Source organism: Rossellomorea arthrocnemi, from assembly GCF_904424705.1.
Classification (GTDB): Bacteria; Bacillota; Bacilli; order Bacillales; family Bacillaceae_B; genus Rossellomorea; species Rossellomorea arthrocnemi.
In genome coordinates, this window is the sequence record NZ_CAJGBF010000001.1 from 147,380 (window position 1) to 160,844 (window position 13,465).

The 13,465-nt window shown below is 43.2% G+C and carries 18 protein-coding genes; 2 read left to right on the forward strand and 16 right to left on the reverse strand.

Going from position 1 to position 13,465, the window contains the following annotated elements; genetic code table 11:
• Positions 1-211 precede the first annotated feature (211 nt).
• The 9 genes from BAA9072_RS00730 to BAA9072_RS00770 form a co-directional block, all read right to left on the reverse strand.
• On the reverse strand, positions 212-1,021 hold the full coding sequence (locus BAA9072_RS00730) for an MBL fold metallo-hydrolase (protein WP_201712777.1): 810 nt from the start codon (positions 1,019-1,021) through the stop codon (positions 212-214).
• A gap of 31 nt (positions 1,022-1,052) precedes the next feature.
• A complete protein-coding gene (locus BAA9072_RS00735) occupies positions 1,053-1,487 on the reverse strand; it encodes a cytidine deaminase (protein ID WP_201712778.1) in 435 nt (144 codons plus the stop codon).
• Between the two features lie 19 nt (positions 1,488-1,506).
• The gene (locus tag BAA9072_RS00740; RefSeq protein WP_201712779.1) at positions 1,507-2,007 is read right to left on the reverse strand and encodes a kinase; all 501 of its coding nucleotides are present in this window, start codon (positions 2,005-2,007) and stop codon (positions 1,507-1,509) included.
• Between the two features lie 17 nt (positions 2,008-2,024).
• Positions 2,025-3,098: a DmpA family aminopeptidase gene (locus tag BAA9072_RS00745; RefSeq protein WP_201712780.1), complete on the reverse strand. Its 1,074-nt coding sequence runs from the start codon at positions 3,096-3,098 to the stop codon at positions 2,025-2,027.
• A 14-nt stretch (positions 3,099-3,112) separates the two neighbouring features.
• Positions 3,113-3,535, reverse strand: a complete 423-nt coding sequence (locus tag BAA9072_RS00750) for a DUF4181 domain-containing protein (protein WP_201712781.1) — start codon at positions 3,533-3,535, stop codon at positions 3,113-3,115.
• A gap of 333 nt (positions 3,536-3,868) precedes the next feature.
• Entirely contained in the window at positions 3,869-5,122 is a 1,254-nt protein-coding gene (locus BAA9072_RS00755) for an ATP-binding protein (RefSeq protein WP_201712782.1), read from the reverse strand.
• 103 nt (positions 5,123-5,225) lie between these two features.
• Entirely contained in the window at positions 5,226-5,867 is a 642-nt protein-coding gene (locus BAA9072_RS00760) for a kinase (protein WP_230980707.1), read from the reverse strand.
• Positions 5,864-6,373 (reverse strand): nucleoside deaminase, encoded by a 510-nt coding sequence (locus BAA9072_RS00765; RefSeq protein ID WP_201712783.1) that lies wholly within the window; start codon positions 6,371-6,373, stop codon positions 5,864-5,866. Before BAA9072_RS00765 ends, BAA9072_RS00760 begins: the two co-directional genes overlap by 4 nt.
• Positions 6,374-6,649: 276 nt before the next feature.
• Positions 6,650-7,357, reverse strand: a complete 708-nt coding sequence (locus tag BAA9072_RS00770) for a hypothetical protein (protein ID WP_201712784.1) — start codon at positions 7,355-7,357, stop codon at positions 6,650-6,652.
• A gap of 128 nt (positions 7,358-7,485) precedes the next feature.
• Here BAA9072_RS00770 and BAA9072_RS00775 point away from each other — a divergent pair, with 128 nt between their 5' ends.
• Entirely contained in the window at positions 7,486-7,737 is a 252-nt protein-coding gene (locus BAA9072_RS00775; protein WP_201712785.1) for a hypothetical protein, read from the forward strand.
• A 97-nt stretch (positions 7,738-7,834) separates the two neighbouring features.
• Here BAA9072_RS00775 and BAA9072_RS00780 read toward each other — a convergent pair whose 3' ends face one another.
• The 6 genes from BAA9072_RS00780 to BAA9072_RS00805 all read right to left on the reverse strand — a co-directional run bounded on the left by BAA9072_RS00780 (position 7,835) and on the right by BAA9072_RS00805 (position 11,330).
• Positions 7,835-8,125 carry a hypothetical protein gene (locus BAA9072_RS00780; RefSeq protein WP_201712786.1) on the reverse strand — a complete coding sequence of 97 codons (291 nt, stop codon included), beginning with the start codon at positions 8,123-8,125 and terminating at the stop codon, positions 7,835-7,837.
• Between the two features lie 27 nt (positions 8,126-8,152).
• Positions 8,153-8,815, reverse strand: coding sequence for a tubby C-terminal domain-like protein (locus BAA9072_RS00785; RefSeq protein WP_201712787.1), 663 nt, complete (start codon positions 8,813-8,815; stop codon positions 8,153-8,155).
• Positions 8,816-8,845: 30 nt separating this feature from the next.
• The gene (locus BAA9072_RS00790; protein ID WP_201712788.1) at positions 8,846-9,070 is read right to left on the reverse strand and encodes a hypothetical protein; all 225 of its coding nucleotides are present in this window, start codon (positions 9,068-9,070) and stop codon (positions 8,846-8,848) included.
• Positions 9,067-9,702, reverse strand: coding sequence for a YdcF family protein (locus BAA9072_RS00795; RefSeq protein WP_201712789.1), 636 nt, complete (start codon positions 9,700-9,702; stop codon positions 9,067-9,069). The genes BAA9072_RS00790 and BAA9072_RS00795 overlap by 4 nt, the downstream gene beginning before the upstream one ends.
• A gap of 805 nt (positions 9,703-10,507) precedes the next feature.
• Complete coding sequence (locus BAA9072_RS00800; protein WP_201712790.1) at positions 10,508-10,705, reverse strand: SE1832 family protein; 198 nt, start codon at positions 10,703-10,705, stop codon at positions 10,508-10,510.
• 28 nt (positions 10,706-10,733) lie between these two features.
• Positions 10,734-11,330, reverse strand: coding sequence for a TetR/AcrR family transcriptional regulator (locus BAA9072_RS00805; RefSeq protein WP_201712791.1), 597 nt, complete (start codon positions 11,328-11,330; stop codon positions 10,734-10,736).
• 215 nt (positions 11,331-11,545) lie between these two features.
• Here BAA9072_RS00805 and BAA9072_RS00810 point away from each other — a divergent pair, with 215 nt between their 5' ends.
• Entirely contained in the window at positions 11,546-13,018 is a 1,473-nt protein-coding gene (locus BAA9072_RS00810; protein WP_408015191.1) for a DHA2 family efflux MFS transporter permease subunit, read from the forward strand.
• Positions 13,019-13,068: 50 nt separating this feature from the next.
• Here BAA9072_RS00810 and BAA9072_RS00815 read toward each other — a convergent pair whose 3' ends face one another.
• Positions 13,069-13,440: a DUF4181 domain-containing protein gene (locus BAA9072_RS00815; RefSeq protein ID WP_201712792.1), complete on the reverse strand. Its 372-nt coding sequence runs from the start codon at positions 13,438-13,440 to the stop codon at positions 13,069-13,071.
• Positions 13,441-13,465 lie beyond the last annotated feature (25 nt).

Genomic DNA, 13,465 nt, shown 5'->3' on the forward strand with positions numbered 1-13,465 from the left:
AACAAAATGTTTAAAAATCGGATGGGAAGGGGCTTGTATGAGTCCTTTACAGGTCTACGTTCGAATCTCTTTATGAGCAGACTTTCACTCCTTGTGGGCGATTTCTAATAGATTTGATCCGGCATATTGAGATATGATCCGAATGGATATTGTATGGACCGTTTCTCGAAAGCACAGACGGTTCGACTATGTGAGTTGGATAAGCAGGAACTCACTCGTCCAACCCTGCTCCTTTCTTCGCCATTTCTATGTTTTCAAAATGAATACTCTTCATTCCTTCAAAAAAATCATACCTCTCACTGCAAAAGGCTTCTGCCTTTTCTCCTTCTTGTGAAAGATGACTTAAATAATACGTAGAATCCTCCACCCTCCGCGCCATCTCATGTCGATTATCCGTTACGGATCCATGACCGGGGACATGAGTCCGGATCGTATGCATTTGTAAAATCTTTTCAGCCTTCTTTATCGTTTCCTTGTAATCTATGTAACCGCTGAAAATAAACGGAAACTCGACATCCGATAGATAGTCCCCGGATAAGAAAATACCCAATGGTTCTATGACGGTGAAAAGCCCATCATGCGTGTGGCATGGTGCTTTGTAAAAGGTTAAAGAAAGGTCTCCCAATTCGAGCTTTTCTTCATCGCGGGATATGGCATAGTCCACGGACGGATAATGAGGATTATAATTCCTTTTTATATAATACCGCTGGTCGAACTGATGGATCTTTTGAATTATTTCCTCTTTGTGTTCGTGATGCTTAAGTTCCTCTGAAGCAATTACTTTTGCCTCTGGAAAGGCTCCTGAACCGATGATGTGGTCAAAATCACTGTGAGTGTAGAGGATGTACAGCTGCTTGTCGCCTAACTTCTTATCCACATGCTCCCGAATTTCCTTTACTTCATGCGGCAGCCAATTCGGGTCGGTCATGATCATCACGTCGTCGGTTTGAATGATGGCCGACGTGGTCTGATATAATGAACTTTGGAAAACGGTTAGATGGTCGTTTTTGAAATGAATCATAGGTTGCCTCCTTTTTCATTTCTTTGCTAGATTAATCAACAACATCACTATTATATTTTTCAGGCAATAACTCCATCACCTTACACTTTACCAATTCTCCCTTATACGAAAGGATGACATCGGTGTTTTTCCCGTAATCGCTTATTAACTCCCGACACATGCCACAGGGAGCCACTACCCAGCACTGTTTGATATCTTCGTGTGGATGGGGGTGAGCGACGGCGACAATCGTTTCGAATTCGTGGTCTCCTTCAGAGATGGACTTCCCGATGGCCATGGCTTCCCCACAGACGGTAATTCTGCCGACGTTTGCTTCTACGTGCACGGCTGCATATACTTCTCCGGATGTGGCTCTGACCGCTGAACCGATATGATGGCGACCGTACCGGTAATTCTTTTCTATGACTCTTTCTGCTTCTTTGATAAGTTCATAGTCTTTTTCTTCTAATGGTCTTACTTCTATCATGTTTACTCTCTCCCTTGGATTATGGAGTTTGCACTTGCTTCAATATCAATTCCACTATTTCCTCCTGTGACAGCTCCTCCGTCAAGATCACTTCACTATCCACACCGAGATAGTCTCTCGGATTCCACCAGGCACGCAATGATTCTTCACCGAATTCGGTCTTTTTTGAACGGGAGTTATGTCGGTGGACGGTTTCTTGAAACGATAAATCATAGTAATAGGCATGGGCTTTTCCATAATAGAAGCTGATTAACCCCTTGAGCATGTCACCATAGCGCTGCTCAGAAAAGATCCCTTCCACAATGACAAATTCACATTTCCCCCTTCCATATTCCGTGATCTGACGGATCAGGTCCATGGACAGGTTACCGTCCCGATCCTGCACCATCAACATGTCGCGGCGGACGACATCTTGTGAAACGAGGAGCGTACCTCTCCCCAGACGTTGCTGAAGACGTTTAGCAGTCGTTGTTTTTCCACTTCCGGAGTTTCCCCGTATGATGAGTAACGTAGATTCCATAATTCCCTCCATGATGGTTAGTCGGTTAGTTGTATATTGTATTTTTCCAATAAATCCTTCAATGCCGGTCTTTCATTTCCTTCCCGTCCAATCACATGGGTTGCCGTTACTAATGAGTTCAGGACGGCTTCTTCCGTCGCTTCACCGATCGCTCGGAATGCAAGGTCGATTTCTTCTTCATGAATCATGGGCAGTGAAATGCAATGGGACGTTTTGTCATGTGGAATCCTGGTGGCGGTCGAAAAGCCGATGACCACTTCTCCACTGCCGGTCGTGATGATGGAGCCTGTACGGGATAGACCTGTGATGGTCCGTTTGATGATTCGGTTGAGCTGTCTTTCCGATACTGGGAGGTCCGTCCCTGCAATGATGATGATGGACCCTTTGTCCTGTTCTTCACGGGAGTGGAGGATTTTCTTCTTTAGTTTTTCCCCAATTCCCTTTCCGTTCACAGTCAGGTCGCTTAATATCCCGAAATTCGTTAAGACGAGAATTCCCATCGTGTACGTTCCGTGTTCCATCTTCATGATTCTGGAGGACGTGCCGATTCCACCTTTCAGGGAGTAACATAGCATGCCGGTTCCCGCTCCGACCGTCCCCTCTTCAACGATTGTAGAGGTATGGTCCAGGGCTCTCCTGGCATGTTCCTTGGTGATAAACCCTGCCCGGATATCATTTAACAGCATGTCATTGCATTCACAGACAACGGGATTAACGGTCCCCGTCGTTCTGCCGATTTCAGGATTCCGTTCGAGCATGTATTCGATCAGGGCATCGGCGGCTGTACCGATGCTTAATGTATTGGTTAAGAGAATGGGCGATTCCAATGTCCCGAGTTCATTGATCTGAATCGTGCCCATCGATTTACCGAATCCGTTGATGACATGAGTGGAGGCGATGAGTTTCTCTTTGAAGAGATTCCCCTGATGTGGCAGGATCGCCGTGACACCTGTTTGCATGTCGTTTTTACTGAGTGTGACTTGACCCACCGTTACACCCTCGACGTCTGTGATCGAATTGTTGATACCGGTTTTTAATGTACCTATTTCCACTCCATAATCCCTGATTCTTTTTTGTGTTTGATTGAGCATGTTGACGCCTCCATTTAGGTGAATATTCCGAAAAATTCAGTTGTAAAGAATAACAGTAGCGTGATGGATAGAAAGGCTAGTTGTGAAAGGGTGAATTTATAATCATTTGGATTCTCTGAATGTCTTTTTTCAAAGATGGCCCTGACTGCTTCCGAGACGAGGATAAAACCGAATATTAATATATACGGTTTCAGATACCATACTTCTCCTTCTGGACCGAGAGTGTAGGTGTTATAGACACCGACAATGACGATGAGGAACAAGAACGTGAATCGAATGGTCCAATCTATCTTTTTATGACGTTCATTCATATGGTTATACGAGAACATCTTTTTTCTCTTAACGTTCAATATTTTTCTCATCCATGCGTTAAATAGGAAGATGAGAAGAGCATAGATTGATAGGAACAGGAAACTCTTTAATAAAAAATCAGCCATAGATGGTTTCCTCCTTCTGTTCAGTCATTATAACTGCTTGAATAAGCGATTCACTACCAATTATTCCAAAATATTCATACAATCTCAATCCTTTCTTCGATAAATGACGTTTAGTGCGCTATTCGTGCGGGATTTGAAAAAATCATGCGGGTTTTGGATTTTTCATGCGTCACTGGGAACAATCGTGCGATATTTGAAAAAATCATGCCGGATTTGAATAGAATCGAGCAGCGGTATCTAATTCTATGAGCCCCAGGTATGAACCTTATTCTTCCATGAACAGTAAAAAAAGAGAAAACGGCGTTGACCGATGAAGGTCGACACTGTTTTCTTTTACATTTCAATATGTGGAAATTCGATGACAAACTCCGTGCCGACCCCTTCTTCACTCTCGACCCTGATTCTCCCTTTGAAGGAGCGGATGATTTGATAACTGACCATCATCCCGAGACCCGTTCCCTTCTCTTTGAGGGAATAATAAGGGGAACCAAGGCGGTCAACCTGTTTCGGGTTCATGCCGATCCCCTGGTCTTTAATGGTGAGCGTGATATTTCCGTCACCGGACGGATGACAGGTGATCCACACGGTTCCACCATCCGGCATGGATTCCACTGCATTTTTCAAGATATTGATCAGGGATTGGTTCAGCTTCTGGGGATTTGCTTCGATCCAGCAGTCATCCTCAATATCGGATTTGAACTCCACCTGCTGGTTCACGCTGAAGGTTTGAATGAGCGTGATGACACGCTTTAACTGTTCACCGACATTGATGTTCCCGTATGTATTCAAGGAAGGCTTGCCGAACGCCAGGAAATCGTTGATAATTTCATTGGCCCGGTCTAATTCTTCAATTGACACTTTGATATATTCCTTCTTATGTTGAGGGAGATCCGGTTCATCGAGTAGTTGAAGGAATCCTCTGCTCACCTGCATCGGGTTACGGATTTCATGGGCGAATACACTGGTCAGCTCACTGATCACCCTGAATTTCTCCGCATCCTGGACCTCAAGCCTCAGCTGATGGGTCTCACGGATCTTTTCAATTAATACTGTACAGAACCAGGTAACGGCGACAGTAAATAGAAGATGAATACTCTGTACTTTCAGAACGGTGGTTGAGAACCCGTTCATGATACCAAACACAGTCATGCCACAGAGGCAATACAGGAAGGATAACCCTGCTGCAATTGTCACTTTACGGTCCTTTTTTACAAGGAGAAACAATCGCTGAACGTACAAGATGACAGGCAGGGTAATGACTAACACAAGGACCGTCGAATAAAATCCCATGCTGATACCCGAAGCGAGGCGATAAAAGATGATCAGGGCGGACAGAAACAACCCCGGCCACATTCCAAGATATAACGTAACGAAAAGGAGGGGAATAAATCGGATATCGAGACGTGCACCTTCTCCATATTCCACAGGGAAGGACATGCATAATAGGATGGACACACCCCACAAAAGGGTCATGATCATCTTAATGGATCGATCCCCCTTTACCTTTTCCAGGATAATGGTGAAATAACTGAAAATCGGTATGATCATTAGTGTCAGCTGCAGGAGGAAATCTTTCACTATACTCATCTGGGCACCATTCACCTTCTGTTCTATATATCTTCTATTCTAGCAAAAAACAGATGTAAGAAAAGAATATTTCAATAATAAAAGATCAGTCTCCATTTTCTATCTATTGAACTCTTTCAATATAGTCCGCCTGCCCGGATGGATTCTCATGAAGAAGATAACGTTCCTCAGCCAACCAATATCTTCTTTTATACTTTTCAAGCCTTGCCTGCACATCACCGAGATAGACATCCCTCTTGATCACCCGTTCGGCTCTTATTTCATGAGGACAATCCATAAAGATCATAAAGTCAAAGAAATCCCGCCATTCTTTACGCTGAAGGAAGACTCCTTCGATCAGCACGACCTTTACCCCATCAAGGGGAATGGATTTCGAAACGACTTCGTCAACAGTGGCTTCATAGAAGGGTAACGTAATAGCGGCGCAGTTATGGTGCAACCTTTGGAAAAGTTCTTTACGAAGCCGTTCTATATTCCACTGAAGGGCATAATATTCATACCATTCCTCATTTCCGGTTTCATACCGGTCACTCTTTTCGACAATGTAATCATCCATATGAACGATAACCGACTCCCAATTTACCTGCATTAGTTCTTTTTTCAAGTTTCGGGCGAGGGTTGTCTTCCCCGATCCCCCCAACCCATCAATTCCGACAATAAAGGGGCGATTTTTATTAGGATGCTGTCGGTAGTGAGATAACAATGTTTTCGTTACATTATTCATAATGCTTCTCGTAGATTTCATCCTCCCTTTTTAAATGTACTACGCAAGTTCCCCACATGATTAGGGTTTTCCTCCCACTGTCTCATGAGATCGTGCTGCTTTATTTTCAAATCAGCATACGGTTCGTCCGATACGTCGACTTCGTTAAGTTTTCGTTCAAAGATGCCGGCACCGTTGATCTTTTTATACCCGCCGAATCCTTCCCCGTCATTCAGTAACCACACCACTCTTCTCATTTTAGCGAAGAGAATCCCTCCTGTGCACATGAGGCACGGTTCCACAGTAGTATAGATCGTGAATTTCTCACCCTCTATTTTCGCGTTGAAAATGGACGAACCTGCGTTTCGAATGGCGTCTATTTCCGCATGGGCCGTGGCATCCTGATGAGAATGGACTCGATTTCGTCCTTTAGCTATGATATTACGTTCTTGGTCTACAATGACAGCTCCGACTGGATAGGTATGGTCGTTTAATGCTATTTCTGCTTCCTCCAGAGCCACCTCCAGAAAGAATCGATCTTTGCTCATTATTTCCTCCTTGCGAATCTAGTATCTACCAATTATTTCAAATTAAGACCGATAACTCAATAATTAACTGAAAGCTATGATTCTTTCATAAAATAAGATGTCTGCATCTCCACGTTAATATTCTATTGTGTCGGTGACAGACCTCTTATTACTGACCTCTTTTTTCCGAAATGTAAGACGGGTAGAGGGATCAGCTTTTCATTCAATTAACACTCTAAATGAATGAAAAGCTGAATAGAAAAAGGTGACCGGAATTAGATCCCTGTCACCCTTTTATTACGATTCAACTGCAGTCTCCAATGCATCAAACGGTTCTTTTTCTTTCGAAGTAATCGTATAAACGGTCTTCCCTTTTTGCCACTTCACGACTGTTTCCGGATGTTCCTTGAATCCGTTGATCGTGATGACACCCTTATCCTCTGGTGCGGGCAAGTAGTTCTTTTCTAGATAATCTACAACTTTCTTTGCCATATCCTCTGCCCCATCATATCCATCAATGCTGTATTGTGGATCCGTCGGAAAGTTGACTTTGATGAGCCAGCGTCCTTCATTCCAGTAAAGATATTCGTGACCGGCTGCCCCTTCCTGGAGTCCTTTGATGCCATGGCCAAGATCGATATTGGTCTGATCTACTTTTTCATATCCTTCAACGGCGGCAGCAGCGTCTTCAGTGGAATCATACTCTTGCTTTTGGATATCTTCGTTTCCACTGCTGGTATTGCTATCTGCTTCCCCACTGCTGTCTCCGGCATCTTCATTGTTTCCATTATCATCGGAATCCATATCATCGGCGCTGTTCACATTCTCACCGGCGTTGTTATCTGAATGGTTCTCTTCATTCATATCCGTGGAAGTTGCCGTTTGATTTTCATCCTGCGACTGATTGCTTTCGTCCTGGTCTGATGCAGTCCCGTCCCCGCTGCAGGCTGATAAAAGTAATGCACTGCCTAGAAGGAGGGCTGCAGTATTCGTTTTGATCGTCATTTCTGCACCACCTCTTACCGTATATATACCACATTATTTTGTATTTATTCAAGAATTGATGGAAAAAGAGTTATCAATTGGATATGGGAGGGTATGGATATGGGAGTATAAAGGAGGAGTTGTTTTACATGAGGATGACAAAGATCGATTTAATGTCCTGTTTACTATCAAGGGACCATCATTCTTTCAAGAAGTTTTATCAGGATTATGAAATGTTTATGTTCCGTACAGGCTACCAGGTGACAGGGTGCAGAACGACGACGGAAAAATTGGTCTTGATGGTCGTGAGGAATATATGGGATCAGCCATCAGTCATTTCCAGATCTTCAGATCGTTTTATATCCGTTATTTTGCAGAAGTTGATGGTGAATCATACGTGAAATTGCTCCTCTAATGGAAGAATAAAAATCCTTGAATCAAAGGGTAGAGGCAGAGTAATCCGGCAACCAATAATAACCATCCCATCACACAAGATCCTTAACAAATCTTCACTCCCCTCTTTCCGTTTTCAAAAAGGCAATCTGATTCATCTTTAAACAAAGTATGTAACTCCTCCTCTTTATCCAACAGCTTCATGCTACTTCGATACACATCTTCATCTTTATACCGGGTTACTTCCAGCCATTTCGTTTCATCATCCTTATCATGTAGATAGCTTGTTTCAAATTTTACATACCGGCCATACAGTTCCGCTGCTCTTTCCTGAATTTTCAAGAACTCTTCCGTCTTCTCTTTCGGTATATGATAGTGATAGATTTTGACAAACATTTGGTTCCTCCATCCTTCCTGCATCATTTACCTGTACAATTTTAATGCTTCGTAAATTCCAGCGACCAATAGTAATGGTAACTCTCCACTTCCTCCATCAATAAAGATCTTTCTTGGCGGCATCTTACCTATGGGGGTGACTCTTGCCAACTCGAGATTGTTTTTACTAAAGTGAAAGGTTCTGTCCTTCCTATTTTCAGAGACTTCAATGAAATCATCTTGATAAGAAAAGCTGGCATTGATTCCATCCACGGATACTTTCTTCCCTTTCATGACAAAACTTTCGATATTATTCGGATAGGTTATTGCGATATCCCATTTTCTTTCGAGAAGGCTTTTCTTCCCTCTTCGTTTCTCAATAAGCATTGAAGTATGATTCCCTTCATCTTCCCCTTTGAACACAACGTAGTAATTGGGAAGGAACAGGGAAATGAGCATTTCCTTCAACCTTGAAAATTCTCGTCTTAACTGACCTGCCTCGTTCATTTGTATATCTATGATATCAACAGGTTTGGTCATGATTTTCAATGGATTCTCGTAGTAATAAGCTTTTGTTTCAGTCCCATTGGATTTTCTTTGCTGATGCTCCACTTTTCCCTTTGTCAGCAAATAGTTCAGTAAGGTAAAACCAGCCGCTATTACAAAGACCAGTACAATAAACCAATTGGGTACGTATTCCCATCTGCCCATTTTCTTCCCCCCCTTTTGATTCTCTCTCACTTACTTTTCTGATAGTCCCTCCCCTTGACCTTTTGCCTTTTTATATTCATCAAATGACTGCAACAGCATAATGGCCATCCCTCCTATTAAATAGAGGGGCTGCCAATCAAATGGATCTTTGCTGACGACATCCTTGATTAGAATAAAGGAGCCACACAAGATCCAGAAGCTTGTAAAGCAGATGGCAAACAGCCAGAATTTCGGATACACTCTTTCTTTTGTCATTTTTTTGCCTCCGCACATTCTATTTTATCAATAAGAATATTTTCATCCTTCAAAGCACCCTGTTTTACATAGCGAATCAGTTTAGCCGATTCCCCTTTTACCCGATTTACCCCTATTTCACTTTCAAACCAGTTATCTACTCTAGTATTGTGATCATCTGCCGGACACAAGGTGAATGATATCCATTCCGGCATATACGTTTTAAGTGTCAGGTGCAGTCTTCTCATATGATAGGAAGTCGTCACGACCAACAGCCGCTGAATGTTGTGTAATTGGAAATGCCTATCAAGAACAAGTAGGGACGCCAGTACATTCTCCAGGGTATGTAAGGAAAGGTCTTCAGTTAAGATATCTTTTTCGGGAACACCTAATGCGATCGCTCCTCTCTTTAATTCCTGGGCTTCTGTATACTCACTCCCCTGCCACTTCACTCCGCCGGAAAACAAGATTTTCCCTGCTCTTCCCTGTTTATAAAGCTCCACGGCTTTTGGCAATCGGTACTCCACAGCCTTGCTGCTTCCCACCACGAAGATACAATCCCCACGTTCATGATTGTCTTTCATATCAGAAAATAATAGATTGCCCATTTGATCAGGTGTAAGTCTTTCAATCTCCAATGTCGATATGTACATACTCACATACTCACATACTCACCATGACAGAATAAAAGAACAACAAAATCGATATCAGGCCAATTGCATATATAGACACCCTTTTAAGACGTTCGCTTTCAAACGTCTTATTTAACAAGTAAAAAAAGCCGACTACCCATATCCCATCCAGAAAAAAAGTTGAAATGATATTTCTGAACACGTTAAAAATAAAAAACAAGTCCATATCTTGTTTACGCCCCCTTTTTCTCTCTCTTCCGCGTATGGAGTGTAAAGATTAATCCCGTAAGTCCCGCAAAAAGTGAAGGTGGAAAACTCCACATTAGATAACCCCATTGTTCCGTATATAGGGATACACAGAAAAAAAGTATGGGAAATCCGATGAATACGAGGAACGACACACGTAACGCCAATTGATTCCTTTTTTTCATAGTGAACCTCCAAAAACATTCTTGTATGCAATTTTAACATAATTTTCCTACGATGAGACACCTTGCTTCTTCACAAAAAAAAAGTACTTTCCCACGAACGAAAAGTACCCAAAGATTCACCTCTTTAGTAAAAGGAAAACGATAAGGAATGTGATGAAACCTAAAAATAAAAGATATCCCATCCCCATGCTGTATACGAAATACACCTTTACATGAAGGATAATCCGGATGATATGAAAGAGCAGGATGCAAAAGAGCACCATAATGACGATATTGACCTGTCTGTCCCGGTTTCGATACATAGAAATCAGCCCCAATCAAAGAGCTTAGCACAAGTTGAAACTTGTACCATTGTTCTTTCTATATACCTATTTTGCTTTACACCTCAATATTCATCAAACATGCGGTGAAGGTTGGTCGATTGCTTCGAGCTGCTTATGTAAATCTGAAAGTTCTTGTTCGAGTTCGTCTAGTTTCCTTTGTTGAATTTCCGTATTTCTCCCGAAGGATTCGAGCTTCTCCAGGTCCCCCTGAATTCGGATATAATCTAATTTCACTTCGTTCATCTTGTATTCCAATTCTTGCTTGGTCATAGTGATTCCTTCCTTTCATGAAATGTGGTTATCGTTGACCGAAACCTCTTGTATGGATCAGGTAAAATTGTCTTGCCAAGTAGGAGGGTGTATAGGGCATATCATTGCGCAGCCATGCTTCAATGGTCCCTATGATCGCAGCGGCGTCGTACCATATGAAGATTTCCTGCTGGATGCCGGCTTTTTGGACAAAAGACGCCTCTCCCCTGCTCTCGATCCTCGACACGAGCCAATTTGTAAAAAAGGTTAGTATCCGCTCCTTGAAAATCGGGATTCTTCTCGTCGCCAGGACTGTTTTATAAAACTCCCCATTCATGGAGATATGCTCAAGAAATCTCTCAAGCATTCTTATATTTTCGTCATGATTTGGACTCTGATCCGTTTCTGGATCTCCCAGGACGCTTGAAATTTCAAGGATCATATCATCAGCCATCTTATCCAGCATATCCGAGATATCCTGATAATGAAGGTAAAACGTCACCCGATTGATGGTGGCTGTTTCGGTCAGACGATTGACGGTTAATTTCTCAAGATCCATCTCCTGCAGCAATTGTACAAATGCATCTTTCAGCAGCTGGCGTGTGCGGAGGATTCTGGGATCTGTCTGCTTTTTTTTGTTACTCATGTCATTCCACACTTTCTCGGGACTAATTGACGATTTCACTGATTCTGTTTAGTATCCCCGAATTAATCAACATGGGATTTCAGGGTGTAAACTAATCAACACATACAACTGTACTGTTCATTGAAAGCTCCTGAGATAACTTCTATAATTTAATTTATGTCTTGTTTAGTATACTACACATTGTAAATTAAATACACGAAAGGAAGTGTAGAGTATTGAGTACGAATGCCACACCAGTTACAAGCTCAATAAAAAAAGGACCCGTCATGACCATCATGATTCTGGGTGCCTTCTTTACTATATTTAATCAAACCACCATGACGGTTGCCCTTCCCACTATTATGGACGTGTTTAACATTGATGCTTCTACGGGGCAATGGCTGACGACGGGATATATGCTCGTGAATGGTGTACTGATTCCCGTCACTGGTTTTCTGATGCAGCGCTATACTACCAGGCAGTTATTCTTAAGTGCCATGGTGATCTTTCTTGTGGGTACGGTTGTCTCTGCCCTTGCACCCAATTTCCCTTTATTGCTGACGGGTCGGCTGATTCAGGCTGCGTCCACTGGAATTATCATGCCACTCCTGATGAATGTGGTGCTTAAACTCTATCCTCCTGAAAAAAGGGGGACGGCCATGGGGACCGTCGGCCTTGCGATCATTTTCGCCCCGGCGATCGGCCCGACACTGACAGGATATGTCCTTGATGTGTTCCCATGGCAGACGTTGTTTTATGGAATGATTCCGTTTATCCTTATCATCATCGTCTGCGGATTTATTTTTCTCAGGAATGTGTCGGAAACGATTGATAGCAAGATGGATATGATCAGTTTAATCCTTTCCACTATTGGATTTGGAGCCTTGCTTTATGGGTTCAGTGAAGCGGGCAGTGAAGGCTGGGGCAGCATCGAGGTTATTGCCACACTGTCTGTCGGGATTGTGGCCGTTGGGCTGTTTTCATGGAGACAGCTGGTTGCTGAACGCCCATTTCTTGACCTTAGAGCATTCCGATACAATATGTTTACGTTGACTACCCTCATTAACTGCGTCATTACGATGGTTATGTATGCAGACATGATCCTGCTCCCGTTGTATCTTCAAAACGCCCGGGGGTTCACCGCATTAGAAGCGGGGTTCCTTATGCTTCCCGGTGCATTATTGATGGGGCTGTTGAGTCCCGCAGTCGGTAAATTGTTCGACCGTTTCGGTGCGAAATGGCTCACCATCATCGGTATCGCCATCATCATGATCACCACCTATACCTTTACCGATTTGACGGATTCGACGAGTTATATGCACCTGATCTTGATGTACGCAGGACGCCGTATCGGGATGGCTCTCTTTCTAATGCCACTGCAAACGGCTGGATTGAACCAATTGCCCTCAAGCCTTCATTCCCATGGGACCGCTATTTCGAATACGGCGAGACAAGTAGCCGGCGCCATCGGGACGTCCCTCCTCGTCACGATTATGACGAGCAGGACAAAGGATCATCTGCAGGACATCATGATGGGCGGCACAAATGGAGAATCAAAAGCCCATATGATCATGGAAGCATCGATTCAGGGCATCAGTGATACCTACTTTGCCATCATGATCATCGGAGCCGTCAGCTTAGTGCTTTCCTTCTTCATTAAGCGTACAGAACAGGCTCCCGAATCAACACTCACATCACAATCCAGCTAGCATAAGGGGAGGCATCACCCTGTGATTAGGTGATGCCTCCCCTTTGATGTTCACCAAAGCAGGACAAAAGAATACACAATCGTGATAAAAAGGCCAAAGAGAAGGAGACCCAAAAACGTTATGATGTATTCCTTGGCGGCTTTATCGTATTTCCACTGCATATAGGTATCGAAGGCATAGATGACCATGATGAGCAGTACACTGATTCCTCCAGAAGGGGCAAACACGACACTAACAAAGAAGACCGTCCAAAGGATGCGTCTCCCCCAAGTGTGGATTTGATTGACTCCCTGGGCCCCCGATCTTGTTGGTTTACCAATGTTCCACTTTTTTCTGGCCAATTTTTCGATAAAATAAAAGATGATGACGAATGCTACTATGTAAATGATGAATTGATAAATATCATGGAGTACGATGTTCATACTCTACCACGACGGTCGGTTTTCA

Excerpts from the sequence above, each read along its gene's own strand:
- BAA9072_RS00730 (WP_201712777.1), bottom strand. The coding sequence starts at position 1,021 with ATGATTCATTTCAAAAACGACCATCTAACCGTTTTCCAAAGTTCATTA.
- BAA9072_RS00735 (WP_201712778.1), bottom strand. The coding sequence starts at position 1,487 with ATGATAGAAGTAAGACCATTAGAAGAAAAAGACTATGAACTTATCAAA.
- BAA9072_RS00740 (WP_201712779.1), bottom strand. The coding sequence starts at position 2,007 with ATGGAATCTACGTTACTCATCATACGGGGAAACTCCGGAAGTGGAAAA.
- BAA9072_RS00745 (WP_201712780.1), bottom strand. The coding sequence starts at position 3,098 with ATGCTCAATCAAACACAAAAAAGAATCAGGGATTATGGAGTGGAAATA.
- BAA9072_RS00750 (WP_201712781.1), bottom strand. The coding sequence starts at position 3,535 with ATGGCTGATTTTTTATTAAAGAGTTTCCTGTTCCTATCAATCTATGCT.
- BAA9072_RS00755 (WP_201712782.1), bottom strand. The coding sequence starts at position 5,122 with ATGAGTATAGTGAAAGATTTCCTCCTGCAGCTGACACTAATGATCATA.
- BAA9072_RS00760 (WP_230980707.1), bottom strand. The coding sequence starts at position 5,867 with ATGAAATCTACGAGAAGCATTATGAATAATGTAACGAAAACATTGTTA.
- BAA9072_RS00765 (WP_201712783.1), bottom strand. The coding sequence starts at position 6,373 with ATGAGCAAAGATCGATTCTTTCTGGAGGTGGCTCTGGAGGAAGCAGAA.
- BAA9072_RS00770 (WP_201712784.1), bottom strand. The coding sequence starts at position 7,357 with ATGACGATCAAAACGAATACTGCAGCCCTCCTTCTAGGCAGTGCATTA.
- BAA9072_RS00775 (WP_201712785.1), top strand. The coding sequence starts at position 7,486 with ATGAGGATGACAAAGATCGATTTAATGTCCTGTTTACTATCAAGGGAC.
- BAA9072_RS00780 (WP_201712786.1), bottom strand. The coding sequence starts at position 8,125 with ATGTTTGTCAAAATCTATCACTATCATATACCGAAAGAGAAGACGGAA.
- BAA9072_RS00785 (WP_201712787.1), bottom strand. The coding sequence starts at position 8,815 with ATGGGCAGATGGGAATACGTACCCAATTGGTTTATTGTACTGGTCTTT.
- BAA9072_RS00790 (WP_201712788.1), bottom strand. The coding sequence starts at position 9,070 with ATGACAAAAGAAAGAGTGTATCCGAAATTCTGGCTGTTTGCCATCTGC.
- BAA9072_RS00795 (WP_201712789.1), bottom strand. The coding sequence starts at position 9,702 with ATGTACATATCGACATTGGAGATTGAAAGACTTACACCTGATCAAATG.
- BAA9072_RS00800 (WP_201712790.1), bottom strand. The coding sequence starts at position 10,705 with ATGACCAAGCAAGAATTGGAATACAAGATGAACGAAGTGAAATTAGAT.
- BAA9072_RS00805 (WP_201712791.1), bottom strand. The coding sequence starts at position 11,330 with ATGAGTAACAAAAAAAAGCAGACAGATCCCAGAATCCTCCGCACACGC.
- BAA9072_RS00815 (WP_201712792.1), bottom strand. The coding sequence starts at position 13,440 with ATGAACATCGTACTCCATGATATTTATCAATTCATCATTTACATAGTA.